At 73.3% G+C, this 12,021-nt stretch carries 15 protein-coding genes; 4 read left to right on the top strand and 11 right to left on the bottom strand.

All coding sequences use genetic code 11. The features are described from left to right. Positions 1 to 6 precede the first annotated feature (6 nt). Both AB0H28_RS13815 and AB0H28_RS13820 read right to left on the bottom strand, forming a co-directional pair. Positions 7 to 198 (bottom strand): DUF397 domain-containing protein, encoded by a 192-nt coding sequence (locus AB0H28_RS13815; RefSeq protein ID WP_358038573.1) that lies wholly within the window; start codon positions 196 to 198, stop codon positions 7 to 9. Beyond that, on the bottom strand, positions 186 to 977 hold the full coding sequence (locus tag AB0H28_RS13820; RefSeq protein ID WP_358038576.1) for a helix-turn-helix transcriptional regulator: 792 nt from the start codon (positions 975 to 977) through the stop codon (positions 186 to 188). The genes AB0H28_RS13815 and AB0H28_RS13820 overlap by 13 nt, the downstream gene beginning before the upstream one ends. Positions 978 to 1,203: 226 nt before the next feature. Between AB0H28_RS13820 and AB0H28_RS13825 the strand changes: the two genes are divergently transcribed. After that, a complete protein-coding gene (locus AB0H28_RS13825; protein ID WP_278108326.1) occupies positions 1,204 to 1,461 on the top strand; it encodes a hypothetical protein in 258 nt (85 codons plus the stop codon). A 58-nt stretch (positions 1,462 to 1,519) separates the two neighbouring features. On the opposite strand, the gene AB0H28_RS13830 is transcribed toward AB0H28_RS13825, so the two are convergent. Then, positions 1,520 to 2,074, bottom strand: coding sequence for a carboxymuconolactone decarboxylase family protein (locus AB0H28_RS13830; RefSeq protein WP_358038580.1), 555 nt, complete (start codon positions 2,072 to 2,074; stop codon positions 1,520 to 1,522). Between the two features lie 63 nt (positions 2,075 to 2,137). Here AB0H28_RS13830 and AB0H28_RS13835 point away from each other — a divergent pair, with 63 nt between their 5' ends. Together AB0H28_RS13835 and AB0H28_RS13840 are read left to right on the top strand one after the other, a co-directional pair. After that, positions 2,138 to 2,605, top strand: a complete 468-nt coding sequence (locus AB0H28_RS13835) for a MarR family transcriptional regulator (RefSeq protein WP_358038583.1) — start codon at positions 2,138 to 2,140, stop codon at positions 2,603 to 2,605. 41 nt (positions 2,606 to 2,646) lie between these two features. After that, a complete protein-coding gene (locus tag AB0H28_RS13840; RefSeq protein WP_358038586.1) occupies positions 2,647 to 2,856 on the top strand; it encodes a hypothetical protein in 210 nt (69 codons plus the stop codon). Positions 2,857 to 2,858: 2 nt separating this feature from the next. On the opposite strand, the gene ccsB is transcribed toward AB0H28_RS13840, so the two are convergent. Genes ccsB through hemL form a run of 6 tightly spaced genes read right to left on the bottom strand, consistent with a single transcriptional unit; the run spans position 2,859 to position 8,870 of the window. After that, complete coding sequence (gene ccsB / locus AB0H28_RS13845) at positions 2,859 to 3,833, bottom strand: c-type cytochrome biogenesis protein CcsB (RefSeq protein ID WP_358038589.1); 975 nt, start codon at positions 3,831 to 3,833, stop codon at positions 2,859 to 2,861. Then, positions 3,833 to 5,452 carry a cytochrome c biogenesis protein ResB gene (locus AB0H28_RS13850; protein ID WP_358038592.1) on the bottom strand — a complete coding sequence of 540 codons (1,620 nt, stop codon included), beginning with the start codon at positions 5,450 to 5,452 and terminating at the stop codon, positions 3,833 to 3,835. Before AB0H28_RS13850 ends, ccsB begins: the two co-directional genes overlap by 1 nt. Beyond that, complete coding sequence (locus AB0H28_RS13855; RefSeq protein ID WP_358038596.1) at positions 5,452 to 6,303, bottom strand: cytochrome c biogenesis protein CcdA; 852 nt, start codon at positions 6,301 to 6,303, stop codon at positions 5,452 to 5,454. The genes AB0H28_RS13850 and AB0H28_RS13855 overlap by 1 nt, the downstream gene beginning before the upstream one ends. Next, positions 6,303 to 6,881: a TlpA disulfide reductase family protein gene (locus AB0H28_RS13860; protein WP_358038599.1), complete on the bottom strand. Its 579-nt coding sequence runs from the start codon at positions 6,879 to 6,881 to the stop codon at positions 6,303 to 6,305. Before AB0H28_RS13860 ends, AB0H28_RS13855 begins: the two co-directional genes overlap by 1 nt. After that, entirely contained in the window at positions 6,881 to 7,528 is a 648-nt protein-coding gene (locus AB0H28_RS13865) for a histidine phosphatase family protein (protein WP_358038602.1), read from the bottom strand. Before AB0H28_RS13865 ends, AB0H28_RS13860 begins: the two co-directional genes overlap by 1 nt. Positions 7,529 to 7,532: 4 nt before the next feature. Continuing rightward, a complete protein-coding gene (hemL, locus tag AB0H28_RS13870; protein WP_358038605.1) occupies positions 7,533 to 8,870 on the bottom strand; it encodes a glutamate-1-semialdehyde 2,1-aminomutase in 1,338 nt (445 codons plus the stop codon). A 233-nt stretch (positions 8,871 to 9,103) separates the two neighbouring features. On the opposite strand from hemL, the gene AB0H28_RS13875 reads away from it, so the two are divergent. Next, complete coding sequence (locus AB0H28_RS13875; protein WP_358038608.1) at positions 9,104 to 9,436, top strand: STAS domain-containing protein; 333 nt, start codon at positions 9,104 to 9,106, stop codon at positions 9,434 to 9,436. Between the two features lie 70 nt (positions 9,437 to 9,506). Here AB0H28_RS13875 and AB0H28_RS13880 read toward each other — a convergent pair whose 3' ends face one another. Next, positions 9,507 to 11,099, bottom strand: a complete 1,593-nt coding sequence (locus tag AB0H28_RS13880) for an ABC transporter permease (RefSeq protein ID WP_358038611.1) — start codon at positions 11,097 to 11,099, stop codon at positions 9,507 to 9,509. Continuing rightward, complete coding sequence (locus AB0H28_RS13885; protein WP_358038614.1) at positions 11,096 to 11,986, bottom strand: ABC transporter ATP-binding protein; 891 nt, start codon at positions 11,984 to 11,986, stop codon at positions 11,096 to 11,098. The genes AB0H28_RS13880 and AB0H28_RS13885 overlap by 4 nt, the downstream gene beginning before the upstream one ends. Between the last annotated feature and the right edge of the window lie 35 nt (positions 11,987 to 12,021).

The following is a 12,021-nucleotide window of genomic DNA, read 5'->3' on the forward strand; positions in this document are numbered from 1 at the left end:
GAGCGCTCAGCGCCGGCGGGTCGACTCGACGAACGCGCGCCAGGCGGCCGGGCGGAAGGCCAGCACGCCGCCGTCGCGGTCCTTGCTGTCGCGTACGCCGACCACGCCGGCAAGGTTGTCGGCCACCTCGACGCAGTTGCCGCCGTTGGTGCTGCTCCGGGTGCTGGTGCGCCACCGGGCGCCGGTCAGGTCCGCCATGTCTCCGCCACCTCCGCTAGCACCGCCATCGACTGCCGGGGCGGCAGCGCCTCCCCCTCGATCGACTCCCAGGACGACCGGACCGCCAGCACGTCCTCGGTGTGGTCGATCACCTGCCCCTTGAGTTGGTCGTCCAGATAGGCGACATCCTCCCCGGAGGCGAGCGTAGCAAGCACGAACGCCCCGGAGACACCGGAATACGCGCCGACCGAGGCGGGCACCACCTGGAGCCGCACCCGGGGGCGCTCGGTGGCCAGCTTGACCAGCCGCAACACCTGCTCCCGCATCACCAGCGGGCCACCGACCGGTCGGCGCAGCACGTGCTCGTCGAGCACCGCGACGAGTTGCGGCGGCCGGTCGGCGGTCAGCACCGCCTGCCGCGCCAGCCGGGCCTCCACCCGCCGCTCCACCTCCGCCTCGTCGAACAGGCCGACGCTGCGGAACAGAGCGCGGGCGTAGGCCGACGTCTGCAACAGCCCGGGCACCACCGTGTTCTCGTACGACCGGAGCACGGTGGCCTGCCGCTCGTTGGCCTCCCACTCCCGCATCCACTGCGGTGACCCGAGGCGGGTCAGCATCCGACCGAACGCGCCGCCGGTGTCGAGCGCCACGTCGGCCCGGTCCCAGAAGTCCGGTGGCGGCTTGCGTGCCCCGGTCTCGACCATCGCCACCGTCGACGGCGAATAGCTGATCGCCTTCGCCAGATCCTCCTGGGTCATCCGCCGGGCCGCCCGCATGTGCCGCAGCTCCTCGATCAGCACCTGTAAGCGCTCGTCCATCCCGCACGCCTCCTCACCGTCGCGTCCGCGCGTCTCACCGACCTCACCGGCAGCCCGTACCGGCACACAGGGCGACCGAAAGCCTTCTGAGAGTAGCCCCACCGTTACCAGACTGTGCACAACGGAATCGCCCGGATCCGACCCGAGAGGACGGACGAGACCGTGGCGGGGCCGGCCGGCAGGTCGGCCCCGCTTCCCGGACCTGCGACGAGGAGGGGAGCGCGCGATGACGCGACGCCACGACCCGCACCGGCCGTTGTGGCTCTGCCGGGCCTGCGGCGGCCCGTGGCCGTGCGGCGCCGCCCGGCTCACCCTCCTGTCCGAGTACGGGGACAGCCGCGTCGCGTTGTCCATCTATCTCGCCGGGATGCTCTACACCGCCGTCGAGGACCTGTACCGGCTCGACCCGGACGACGCGCCGAAGCCCGGCGCGTTGCACGAACGCTTCCTCGGTTGGGCCGCCCCACGCCGGCCCAGCGGCTAAGGAGGGGCCCCCGCTTAACGCATTCGGTAGAGGCGGGGCCCCTTCTTAACCACGCACCTCAGGCGGCCGGCGTCCAGGCGTACTCCCGGAGGGGTTCGTCGAGCGGCGCGGCGGTGAGCCGGTTCGCGAACGTCGAGATGGTGTACGTGCCGACGCCGAGCACGACGTCGAGCGCGTGCCGTGGCTGCCAGCCGGCGGCGAGCAGCGCCTCCAGCTCGGCGTCCGGAACCGCGCCCCGGTGGTCGAGCACGGCGACGGTGAACCGGCGCAGCGCCTCCAGCCGGGGTTCGGGCACCGGGTCGCCGGCCCGCAGCGCGTCGATGAGCGCGGGGTCGCCGCCGAGCCGGGCGAGCGTCGCGGTGTGCATGGCCACGCAGAGGTGGCATGCGTTGCGGGTGGCGACGGTCAGCACGACCACCTCTCGGGCGACCGGGTCGAGGTCGGTGGCGTCGAACGCGGCGTTGGCGGCGAGGAAGCCCTTGAGCAGTTCCGGTGATTCGGCCATCAGGCCGACGGCGGTGGGCAGGTGGCCCAGCTTGCGGTGGACGCCGGCCATGACCGGGCGGGCGGCGGCGGGCGCGGTGTCCGGCTCGTACGCGGTGAAGCGCGACATCTCCGGTCCCCTCTCGTAAGATGGTCAACGTGGTTGACCAAACAGTAAACGTGGTTGTCGAAGATGGCAACTGACCGTCCCGGCTTCGCGCTGCCGCTGCTGCTGCTCGCCGGCTTCCGCACGCTCATCGACGACCTGCACGCCGAGCTGGCCCGGCACGGGCACACCGAGCTGCGCCCGGCGCACGGCTTCGTCCTCCAGGCCGTCGGCCCCGCCGGCACCACCGCCTCCGACCTCGGGCAACGCCTGGGCGTCTCCAAGCAGGCCGCCGGCAAGACGGTGGACCGGCTGGTCGCGCTCGGCTACCTGGAACGCGTGGACGACCCCGCCGACGCGCGCCGCAAGCTGGTCCGAATGACCCCCCGCGGCCACGACGGGCTGCACCGCTCCGCGGTGGTCTTCGACGAGATGCGCGACCGCTGGGCGGCCACACTCGGCGCCGACCGGGTCGCGGCCATCGAGGACGACCTGCGCCGGATGGTCCCCGCCGACGTGTTCCGCCTCGACGTCCCCGGCTGGTTCGGCGGCTGAGCCGGGTCGACGCCGTCACCGTGGAGAGTCACGATCGGCGGATGGACGACGCATACGTGGTGGGTGATCCCGACGGTCTCACCCCGCTCCAGACCGAGATCCGCGACGCGGTGGCCCGCGAGCTGCACGCCCAGTTCGCGCTGCGGGCCGACCGCCTCGACCTCGCGGACCTGCCCGAGGTCGCCTACCAGATCACCAGGCGCGTGGACGAGGTGTTGAGCGGGATCACCGGCGCCACACCCTCCGGATAGGTTCAGACGCCGGCGTACGAGTGCAGGCCGGTGAAGAAGAAGTTGACCCCGAACAGGTTCATCAGCATGGTCAGGAAGCCCACCACCGCGATCCAGGTGGCCACGTTGCGCCGCACGCTCGGCGTCGCCCGCGCGTGCAGATAGCCCGCGTAGACCACCCAGGAGATGAACGCCCACGTCTCCTTCGGGTCCCAGCCCCAGGCGCGACCCCAGGCGGCCTCCGCCCAGATCGCCCCGGCGATCACCGCGAACGTGAAGATCGGGAACGCGAAGGCGTGCAGCGTGAAGGTCAACCGCTCCAGCCCGGCCGCCGCCGGGAGCCGCCGGGCCAGGGTGTACGGGAAGCTGCGCCGCCCCTGCTCCCAACCGGCCCGCATCAGGTACGCGGCGGCGGGCACCACGCCCAGCAGGAAGATGCCCGAGGCGAAGATGATCGTCGACACGTGGATGACGAACCAGTACGACTGCAACGCCGGCATCAACGGCACGACCTGGACGTAGAGCTTCAGCTCGGCAAACGCCAGCAGCAGCACCATCACCAGGGTCAGGAACAGGCCGAGCCGGCGCAGCACCGGCTGCTTCCAGAGCACCACGAGCCACGCCGCCGCCCCGATCCAGGTGACCGTCAGCACGAACTCGTACATGTTGCCCCAGGGCATCCGCTCGGCGGCGATGCCCCGGGTGACCACCGCGCCGAGGTGCAGCGCGGCGGCGAGGGCGGTGAGCCCGGCGGCGATCCGCCCGGCGAGCGCGGCCCGGGCGGCGGAGCGGTCGGGCCGCTGCGGCACGGCCGGGGGGACCGGCTCGCCGATGGTCCCACCGGCCCCGCCGACGCCCGCGCCGACCAGCTCCCGGGCCGGGGCGGCGACGGCCACCTTCCGGGCGTTGCCCAGCGCGAACTCCACGGCGTGACTGATCATCGCGACCAGGTACGCCAGGATCGCGAACGTGACCAACTGGTCGGAGAGTGCGGACATCACTCGTCTCCTTCTCGCGCCCGCCGCCGCTCCGACCCGTCGCCGCTGACCGCGGCGACGAGCTGCGCGAACTCGTCGGCGAACCCTGGGTGCTCGGTGCGCGGCAGCCCACCGGCCTCCACCAAGCTACTACCGCTCGTCGGAGATCCACCCTCGGGGGGCGAAACCCGGAACCAGACCCGCCGCCGCCGGGCGAACAGCGAGCCCATCAGGCCCAGCAGCAGCGTCCCGCTGGCCACCAGCAGCAGCGTCTGGCCGGGCGCGTGCCGCACGGCGAGCGTGACGTAGGGCCGGGTGCCGACGAACTCCAGCGTGCTGCCGTCGTCCAGGGTCCACGTCTCACCGGGCCGCAGCAGCTTCGTGCCGACCTGCTTGAGCTTGCCGTTGTCGACCTGCCGCTGGTCGAGCTGGTAGACCGAGCCGGGGATGCCGGCGTCCAGCCCCAGGTTGCCCCGGTAGGCGGTCAGGTTCAGCGCCGGGTTCCGCTCGGCCGGGAACTTCGACGCGACGTACGGCGGCGTGTCCCCGGCGGTGGGCAGGTAGAGCCCGTCGAACGCGACCTGCTGGTCCGGCACCCGCCGGCCGGTCTTCGGGTCGACGTTGGCGTCCGGGAAGAGCGCCACGCCCTCCTCGGTGGCGAACGGGTCGCCGGTGCGCAGGAACGGGTCGTCGCTGGTCTGGCTCCGGCCGTACCGGTCGGTGTACTTCAGCACCGGCGCGTAGCCGTTGCCGAGCAGGTAGACGTTGGCGCCGTCGAGCCGCAACGGCGAGTTGACCGAGAAGCCGGCGGTCCGGGGCCTCTCGCCCGGCGAGTCCACGCCGACCGTGGCCCAGAAACGGGACGCCTGCCCGGAGTCGAGGTAGTCGGCCTCGAACTTCTCCAGCGTGAGACAGAACGGTGGCAGGTCGGCGCTGTCCACCCGCGGGCCGAGCGTCGCCTCGGCGTACTGCTGGCGGGTGTTGCAGAACGCGTTGTCCGCGCCGGCGACCAGGATGCGGTTGCCGTGCCACCCGTACCACGATCCGGCCGCGACGCCGAGCAGCACGGCGATCAGCGACGTGTGGAACAGCAGGTTGCCGGTCTCCTTGAGGTAGCCCTTCTCGGCGGAGACCTCGTTGCCGCGCACGGTGACCCGCCACCGGCGGCGGCGCAGCACCGCCGCGACGGCCTCCGGGTCGGCGGCGGCCGGGGCCGCCAGCACGGCGTGCTGCGGCAGCCGGTCCAGCCGCTTCGGCACGGCCGGCGGTCGCATCCGCAGCGCCCGGACATGATCCCGGGTACGGGGCAGGATGCAGCCGATCAGCGAGGTGAACAGCAGCAGGTAGATCGCGGAGAACCAGACCGAGCCGAAGACCGCGAACATGCCGATCTGGTCCAGTCGGGGGGCCAGGTCGGGGTGGTCGACGAACCACCTGTCGACGTTCTCCGGGTTGACCCCGCGCTGCGGCAGCACCGAGCCGGGGATGGCGGCGACCGCGAGCAGGAACAGCAGGATCAGCGCGGTACGCATGCTGGTGAGCTGCCGCCACGAGTTGCGCAGCAGGGCCAGCACCGGGTTGACCCGGCGGCGGGGCGCCTCGGCCGGCGGGGTGGCCGGCCGGTCGTCCACGCTCGTCATCAGATGCTCACCTCGCCCACGCCCACGTGCGTCTGCAACCAGATCACCACGTTCTGCCAGCCGCCGGTGACCAGCGCCAGGCCGATCAGGATCAGCAGGGCGCCGCCGACGCGGGTGACCCAGCGGCTGTTGCGCCGCACGGCGCGGAACACCCCGAGCAGGCGTTGGAAGCCCAACCCGAAGACGACGAAGGGTAGCCCCAGCCCGAGGCAGTACGCCACGGCGAGCACCACGGCCCGGTCGGCGCTGCCCTCGGTGGCCGCCAGGCCGAGCACCGCGCCGAGCGTCGGGCCGGTGCACGGCAGCCAGCTCAGCGCGAAGACCGCGCCGAGCACGGGTGCGCCGAGCAGGCCGGCCGACGGCAGCCACCGGATGCGGAACTCGCGCTGCATCCCGGGGAGCACGCCGAGGTAGCCGAGCCCGAGCACCACCACCAGCGCGCCGATGACGATCTCCAGCGTGCGCTCGTACCGGAAGAACAGCCGGCCCACGCTGGAGAAGAGGATCGCGGTGGACACGAAGACGGCGGTGAAGCCGGCGATGAACAGCAGCGTGCCGGCGAGCACCCGCCCCTTGACGGCGGCGGTGCTCCGCGCCGGGGCCCGTTCCGCCACGGCAACTCCGCCTGCGTTGTTAAGAGGGGGCCCCTCCTCTACCGAAGGCGTTAACCGGGGGCCCTTCCTTGCACCCTCCAGGTCGGCGCCGGCCAGGCCCGTCACGTACGACAGGTAGCCGGGCATCAGCGGGAGCACGCAGGGGGAGAGGAAGCTCACCAGGCCGGCCAGCGCCGCGGCCCCCACCGCGAGCAGCAGCGGCCCCGACGACGCGAGCCGAGCGAACGTCTCACCCATCAGCGGGAGCCGTTCGGCGCCGGCTTCTCGGCGGCGACCCGCTCCACGATCGGCCGCAGCTCGTCCCGGGTCACCGCGCGGCGGATCACCACCGCGACCCGGCCGTCCCGGTCGAGGACCACCGTCGCCGGGGTGGAGTTCGGCGGGATGTCGAAGTTGAGCGCCTGCCGGCTGGACGGGTCGAACAGGCTCGGGTAGGTGATCCCGTAGCTCTGTTCGAAGGCGGTCGCCTTGTCCTTGCTGTCCTGCACGTTGATGCCGAGGAACGTCACGCCGGCGTCCTTGGTGGCCTGGTGGGTGGCCTCCAGGTCGTCCGCCTCGGCGCGGCAGGGCGCGCACCACGAGCCCCAGAAGTTGACCACGACGACCTGGCCGCGGTCGCGGGAGATGTCGTAGCTGCCCCCGGTGAGCAGCTCACCGCTCACCTTCGGCGTCGTGGACCGCTGCTCCGGGGCGCAGGTCACGGTGAGGCCGTCGGCCGCGCACCGGCTCTCCTCGCTGCCGGAGGTGCAGCCGACCAGCGCCGTACCGGCGGTGACGGCGGCGAGGAGGACGGCGGCGAGCCTCCGGGTGAGCATCAGGCCCCCTTGGCCGTCCGGGCGGTCGGCGAGATCGCGATCAGGTGGGCCGCCGGCTCGGAGTAGCCGATACCGGCGATCTTGGCGCCGTCGAAGTGGAACGAGGTGAGGCTGGCCAGCCCGCACTGGCGGCGTCGCGGGTCGTGCCAGAGCCGCTTGCGCTCGACGTGCCGGCGCAGCGTCCAGATCGGGAGCTGGTGCGAGACGAGCACCGCCTCGCGGCCCTCGGCGGCGACCCGGGCGGCGTGCAGCGCGGCGAACATCCGCTCGGCGATCGCCTGGTACGCCTCCCCCCAGGACGGGGTGACCGGGTCGCGCAGCACCCACCAGTTGCGCGGGTCGCGGAACGAGCCGTCGCCCGGCGAGACCTTCTTGCCCTCGAACCAGTTGGCGCTCTCGATCAGCCGCTCGTCGACGCCGACGGAGAGGCCGAACTGCGCCGCGATCGGCTCGGCGGTCTGCTGGGCGCGCTCCAGCGGGCTCGCCACCACGTGCACGACGGTGCGTTCGGCGAGCGCCTGGGCAGCCGCCTTGGCCATCTGCACGCCCAGCTCGGAGAGGCGGAAACCGGGCAGCCGGCCGTAGAGGATGCCGTCCGGGTTGTGCACCTCGCCGTGCCGCAGCACGTGGACCACCGTCTCCGCCACTGGATTACCCCCCGTGTCCGGCCGCTGCCGCCGCCCGCGCCGCCACCGGCAGGGCGGCGGCGATCTGCTCCCACGCCGCGTCGTCGATCGCCGCCGAGACGAACCACGACTCGAACGCGCTCGGCGGCAGGTATACCCCGGCGGCGAGCATCGCGTGGAAGAACGCCTTGAACGCCGGCACCTGCTGGGTGCGAGCGCTGTCGTAGTCGTGCACGTCGGCGTCGGTGAAGAAGATCGAGAACATGTTGCCCGCGGTGGAGAGGCGGTGCGGCACGCCGGCCGCGGACAGCGCCTCGGTGGCGAGCTTGCCCAGCGCGGCGGACGTCTCGTCGAGGCGCCGGTAGAGCGCGTCGCCGGCGAGCCGCAGCGTGGCCAGCCCGGCCGCGCAGGCCAGCGGGTTCCCCGACAGCGTGCCGGCCTGGTAGACCGGGCCGGCCGGGGCCAACCTCGCCATGATCTCCGCGCGCCCGCCGAACGCCGCGGCGGGCAGGCCACCACCCATGACCTTGCCGTACGTCCACAGGTCGGCGTCGGAGGCGTCGAGGCCGTGCCAGCCGGCGCGGGAGACCCGGAACCCGGTCATCACCTCGTCGACGATGAGCAGCGCGCCGTGCGCGTGCGCGATCCGGGCCAGTGCGGCGTTGAAGCCGTCGCGGGGCGCGATGACGCCCATGTTGCCGGCCGCCGCCTCGGTGATGATCGCCGCGAGGTTCCGCCCCTCGGCGGCGAAGGCCGCCTCGACCGCGCCCAGGTCGTTGTAGGGCAGCACGATGGTGTCGCCGGCCGCCGCGCCGGTCACGCCGGGCGAGTCGGGCAGGCCGAACGTGGCCACCCCGGAGCCGGCGGCGGCGAGCAGCGAATCGGAGTGGCCGTGGTAGCAGCCGGCGAACTTGATGATCTTGGCGCGACCGGTGAAGCCGCGGGCCAGCCGGATCGCCGACATGGTCGCCTCGGTGCCGGAGTTGACCAGGCGCACCTGCTCGACCGGGGTACGCGCGACGATCTCCTCGGCCAGGTCGACCTCGCCCGGGGTGGGCGTGCCGAAGCTGGTGCCCAGCGCGGCGGCCTCGCGCAGCGCCTCCACCACCTCCGGATGGGCGTGACCGAGGATCAGCGGGCCCCAGGAGCAGACCAGGTCGACGTAGCGGCGGCCGTCGGCGTCGAAGAGCCAGGGGCCCTCCCCCCGGACCATGAAGCGCGGGGTGCCGCCGACGGCACGGAACGCGCGCACCGGCGAGTTCACCCCGCCGGGCACGACGGCCTTGGCGCGGTCGAACAGGGCCTCGGAGGCCGGAGCGTCGGCCGGGTAACGGCCGGATCCGGCGGAGAGAGTCTCGGTCACGATGCTCTCATTGTGTCAGCGCCAACCGCCCCGCCCGCAGCCACCCCGCACCCCAGGTAACCCACCTCACCCCCACCCCCACCCCCACCCCCGAAACCCGCGCTGATTCACGGAAAGAGTGGCCCTGGAACGCGAAATGGCCACTCTTTCCGTGAATCAGCGGCAAAACGTGCCGGGGTGGGGTGGGGCGCGCTCGACAGGCCCGGTCGGCGAGATCGCGATAGGCTGACCGGGTGGATCGTGCCGAACTGTCCATCACCGTGCACCGGACGGGTGACGAAGCCGTGCTTCGCCTGGCCGGTGAGATCGACATGCTCACGGCCGCCCAACTCTCGACGGTGGTCAACGAGGTGCTGGCGGACCCGCCGCCGCGCATTGTGCTCGATCTGGGTGGCGTCACCTTCTGCGACTCCCAGGGCCTCGGCACGCTCGTGGTGCTGAGCCGCAAGGCCAGTCACATGCAGTGCGTGCTGATGCTGAGCAACGTCGGCGACTTCCTGATCCGCGTCCTGGACATCACCGGCCTGCGCAGCGCCCTGATGATCCGCAACGAGACGACGCCCTGACCGCCCCCGCCGATCCCGCGCGTCCGGCCCCCGGACCGGGGCGGAACTCGCACGATCGGCGAGGTGGCGGTCAGCCGACCGGCACGTCGCGGCGGCGGAAGGTGAGCAGGCCGGCGACGACCATTGCGGCGGCCAGGGCCGTCAGCAGGAACAGCGGGGTGGCGCTCCAGGCGTCGCGCAGCACCTGAGGGGTGTGCGTGAACGGGGACAGGTCCAGCAGCCACCGGTCCAGCTCCAGCACCGCGCCGAGCTGGCCGAGCAGCACGCAGACCACAAGCACCGCCCAGGCGGCCGACGCGAGCCGGGGCAGTAGGCCGTGCAGCAGCACGGCGAGCCCGGCCACCACCCAGGCCGCCGGCGCCTGCGCCAGGCCCGCGCCGAGCGTCCGGCCCACCTGCCGCGGCACGTCACCCACGCTGAGCCCGTAGGTCAGGCCGGTGGTCAGACCGGTCGCGGCGAGCACCACGACCGGGCCGAGCAGCGCGAACAACACGTGCGAGAGCAGCCAGGTGGACCGGCGCGTGCCGGTGGCGAGCACCGGCTCGGCCCGCCCGGCGGACTCCTCGGCGCGCATCCGCAACGCGGCCTGGATGCCGTACCCGGCCGCCGCCAGGCCGGCCAGGCTCAGCGTGGCGCCCAGGTAGGCGTCGGACAGCCCGGCGGCCCCACCGAGCCGGGCCATGATCTCCGCGAGCTGCGGATTGCCCTCCACCGACCGGCCGGCCGCCTCGGCCGCGCCGCCGAGGATCAACCCGAGCAGGCCGAACCCGACCGACCACCACAGGAGCTGCCCCCGGTGCAGCCGCCAGGCCAGGCCGAACGGCCCGGACAGGGCGCCACCGGCGGTGGCCGGGCCGAGCCGGGGCGGCAACACGCCCGCACCCAGGTCCCGGCGGACCGAGACCGGGTACGCGAGCGCCGCGAGCAGCACCGTGGCGGCCAGCGGCAGCAGCAGCACCCACCACCGCTCCCCCTCGTAGGGCCGGACCCGGGCCGCCCAGCCCAGCGGGGAGAGCCAGCTCGGCCAGTCGTTGCCGGCGGTGTCGCCGACCAGGCGCAGCCCGAACGCGGCGCCGAGGCCGGCGAGGCCGATCCCCCGTGCCCCGCCGGCGGTCTCGGTGAGCTGTGCGGCCAGCGCGCCGAGCGTGGCGAAGACCATCCCGGTCAGCGCGGCGGCCAGGCCGTACGCGTACGAGCCGGTGGCCGGCAGGCCGGTGGCGTGCAGCCCGGCCGCGGTGAGCAGCCCGAGCAGCGCATCGGCCGCGTACGTGACGAGCAGCGCGGCGGTCAGCCCGGCGTGCCGGCCCAGCACGCTGCCGCCGAGCAGTTCCCGCCGGCCGGCCTCTTCCTCGGTGCGGGTGTGCCGGATCACCGTGAGCAGGCTGAACAGGCCGACGATCACCAGCAGGAAGCCGCTGCGCTGGGCGGTCAGCGCGCCGACGCTGTCGCCGTAGACCGGGCCCAGCAGCGCGACGATGGACGGGTTGCGGGCCGTGCCCTCGGTGTACGCGGCCCGCTCGACGGCGGTCGGGAACAGCTCGAAGAAGCTGGCCGCGTAGGACACCGGCAGCAGCGCGAGAACCAGCACCCAGAGCGGCAGCAGGACGCGGTCCCGCCGCAGCACCAGCCGGACCAGGTGCCGGGTCCCGGTGAGCGCGCTCACCGGTCGGCGCTCTCGTAGTGGCGGAGGAAGAGTTCTTCGAGCGTCGGCGGGGTGCTGACCAGGGTGCGGATGCCCAGGTCGGTCAGGCGGCGCAGCGCGGCGTCGAGGGCGGCGGCGTCCACGTCGAAGCGGACCCGCTGCCCGTCGGTCCGCAGGTCGTGCACGCCGGGCAGGTCGGCCAGCCCGTCGAGCGGGGCGGTGACCTCGGCGTCGATCGCGGTGCGGTGCAGGTGGCGCAGGTCGCCGAGGGTGCCGGACTCGACCGTCCGGCCGGCCCGGATGATCGTCACCCGGTCGCAGAGCGCCTCCACCTCGGCCAGGATGTGGCTGGAGAGCAGCACGGTGCGGCCGTCCTGGCGGGCCCGGCGGACCCAGTGCTGGAAGACCTCCTCCATCAGCGGGTCGAGCCCGGAGGTGGGCTCGTCGAGGATGAGCAGTTCGACGTCCGAGGCGAGCGCCGCCACCAGGCCGACCTTCTGCCGGTTGCCCTTGGAGTAGGTGCGGCCCTTCTTGCGCGGGTCCAGCTCGAACGATTCCAGCAGTTCGGCGCGGCGGGTCGGGTCGAGCCCGCCGCGCAGCCGGCCGAGCAGGTCGATCACCTCGCCGCCGCTGAGGTTGGGCCAGAGCGTCACGTCGCCGGGCACGTACGCGAGCCGGCGGTGCAGGGCGACGGCGTCGCGCCAGGGGTCGCCGCCGAGCAGCCGGGCGGCCCCCGCGTCCGCCCGCAGCAGGCCGAGCAGCACCCGGATGGTGGTGGACTTGCCGGAACCGTTGGGGCCCAGGAAACCGTGCACCTCGCCGGTGCGGACGGTCAGGTCGAGCCCGTCGAGCGCCCGGGTGCGGCCGAAGGTCTTCACCAGGCCGGACACCTCGATGGTGTTTTCCATGCTTCGGAAGCTACACTCGTTTCACAAACTTGTGA

This window comes from Micromonospora sp. NPDC050980 (genome assembly GCF_040653835.1).
Lineage (GTDB): Bacteria > Actinomycetota > Actinomycetes > Mycobacteriales > Micromonosporaceae > Micromonospora.

Excerpts from the sequence above, each read along its gene's own strand:
- AB0H28_RS13885 (WP_358038614.1), bottom strand. The coding sequence starts at position 11,986 with ATGGAAAACACCATCGAGGTGTCCGGCCTGGTGAAGACCTTCGGCCGC.
- ccsB (WP_358038589.1), bottom strand. The coding sequence starts at position 3,833 with ATGTCCGCACTCTCCGACCAGTTGGTCACGTTCGCGATCCTGGCGTAC.
- AB0H28_RS13830 (WP_358038580.1), bottom strand. The coding sequence starts at position 2,074 with ATGTCGCGCTTCACCGCGTACGAGCCGGACACCGCGCCCGCCGCCGCC.
- AB0H28_RS13840 (WP_358038586.1), top strand. The coding sequence starts at position 2,647 with ATGGACGACGCATACGTGGTGGGTGATCCCGACGGTCTCACCCCGCTC.
- AB0H28_RS13820 (WP_358038576.1), bottom strand. The coding sequence starts at position 977 with ATGGACGAGCGCTTACAGGTGCTGATCGAGGAGCTGCGGCACATGCGG.
- AB0H28_RS13860 (WP_358038599.1), bottom strand. The coding sequence starts at position 6,881 with ATGCTCACCCGGAGGCTCGCCGCCGTCCTCCTCGCCGCCGTCACCGCC.
- AB0H28_RS13850 (WP_358038592.1), bottom strand. The coding sequence starts at position 5,452 with ATGACGAGCGTGGACGACCGGCCGGCCACCCCGCCGGCCGAGGCGCCC.
- AB0H28_RS13835 (WP_358038583.1), top strand. The coding sequence starts at position 2,138 with ATGGCAACTGACCGTCCCGGCTTCGCGCTGCCGCTGCTGCTGCTCGCC.
- AB0H28_RS13855 (WP_358038596.1), bottom strand. The coding sequence starts at position 6,303 with ATGGGTGAGACGTTCGCTCGGCTCGCGTCGTCGGGGCCGCTGCTGCTC.
- AB0H28_RS13825 (WP_278108326.1), top strand. The coding sequence starts at position 1,204 with ATGACGCGACGCCACGACCCGCACCGGCCGTTGTGGCTCTGCCGGGCC.
- AB0H28_RS13815 (WP_358038573.1), bottom strand. The coding sequence starts at position 198 with ATGGCGGACCTGACCGGCGCCCGGTGGCGCACCAGCACCCGGAGCAGC.